Here is a 1625-nt window from a genome sequence, read left to right as displayed (position 1 = left end):
ACGGGAATTTCTGCGCAGTCGGGTATCACAACCCTAAGCGGGAAAAAGTGTCTGGACCTATGGGGTCAAATCCAATCCTAGCGTATTGTCCCCCATCGACCGCATATGCAATTTTGGAGTTCAACACAACATAGACGACATCTTCCTCACCAATGACTGATGTGTTGTTGATTAGATAACTCAGTAGCCCAGATCTCCACTTTCTCTCTCCCTTAAATATAAGTAAATCAACATTATTTAATCTATTTAAGCATTTCTTCAACCTATTGTATTCATGACCCGATCTATTCCACCCTAGAATGTTTAAAATGTCGGTCTGTGTAGTAGTTACTAACGCACATTGTTCAGTTTCAGCATCAAAACTTACATTCAAATTATTCCACAATAGAGTCGACTTCGGTCCGGTATTAGCTGACGAAATTATTTTACTCTCTATACCAGCTAGGGCGATTAATGCGAGAAGTACGCTTTGGTCTGAGCTATCAAGCCCTTCTGCCAATTCAGCACACAGTCTTTCATGACCACTTTCAATATCTAGTATAATATTTTTTGGACGCTTACCACTTGGCATAGGCATGAACAACCCAGGTATTCGCCCTAAAAATGGGGCAGCCAGAGCAAAATTCTTTACATTGTGGTCATTATTTTTAGAAATTTTCATCAACTATTGCTTTAGTTTTTTTATTTTCACAGGGTGGCTGGATATTCTTATCTTTCCTAGTGTTTTGGGCTCCTACCAAACGACTATCACGGTCTATGACAACCAAGGTATCAATAGTTTTTCCTTTTGTGGTTTTCCCTATAGCCTCGATTTTTAGATTTATTTCCATTTTTAATCCATCGCTCCCCTCCTTATTTTTGGTGCATTCTAATTTAGTAGTTAACGCATCATTGCCTTCTATCTTAGCTATAAAATACTCACTGTCTAATGCAGCTTTGAATGAATATGCCCCTCTTGCTCCCTGACCCAAATCTTTTCCTGTGTGATGCACAATGAGAATTGTCGCACCAGTTTTGCATTTTATTTCATCACAACCGGCGATGAATTTCCCCATATCCTCAGCAGAATTCTCATTACCGATAAAACTACGTGCAAGCGTATCAATAACAATCAATCTTACAGGCAAATTAGTTTCTTCTTGAACATTCTTTGTAGCCAAAATTAAATCAGTAACAACCTGTGGTTGTGATACAAATATTGGTTGTGATATACGGTACAGATTGTCTAGGTCATGCCCATCATTGTATTTATTAATCCAGGCGTGCATGCGTTTTTTCATGCCATTGCTTCCCTCGGCAGCAACATAGATTACAGCACCATGTTTTACCTCCCTGCCCTGCCATTTCTTCCCTGATGCGATCCGACAGGCAATATCCATTATAATGAACGATTTTCGCGAACCGCTGGGACCGTAAAATCCAGCTAGCGAATTTTCGTCTAAAAGATCTTCAACTAAAAATTGGTCGTGATCGAAATTTATCGATCCAGCGCCCCTTTCCATAATAAATTTGTTTTTCGGGGAAGATATAGTTTCCATTTCCAATCCACTAAGGAAGGTGCGAACAAGTCCCTGATATGAGATCATGTTTGTCATCTGGAGCCATGAAAAAGGGTTCATCATGAG

The 1625-nt window shown here is 39.6% G+C and carries 2 protein-coding genes; both read right to left on the bottom strand.

What is annotated here, in order from left to right:
- Positions 1 to 25: 25 nt before the first annotated feature.
- The gene (gene repC / locus PG879_RS20390; RefSeq protein ID WP_270830617.1) at positions 26 to 661 is read right to left on the bottom strand and encodes a replication protein C, IncQ-type; all 636 of its coding nucleotides are present in this window, start codon (positions 659 to 661) and stop codon (positions 26 to 28) included.
- Positions 648 to 1502: a helicase RepA family protein gene (locus tag PG879_RS20385; RefSeq protein ID WP_442866274.1), complete on the bottom strand. Its 855-nt coding sequence runs from the start codon at positions 1500 to 1502 to the stop codon at positions 648 to 650. Before PG879_RS20385 ends, repC begins: the two co-directional genes overlap by 14 nt.
- Positions 1503 to 1625 lie beyond the last annotated feature (123 nt).

The sequence above is a fragment of the Aeromonas sp. QDB63 genome, from assembly GCF_027707425.1.
Lineage (GTDB): Bacteria > Pseudomonadota > Gammaproteobacteria > Enterobacterales > Aeromonadaceae > Aeromonas > Aeromonas caviae.
This window is presented reverse-complemented; position numbering and strand designations above follow the sequence as displayed.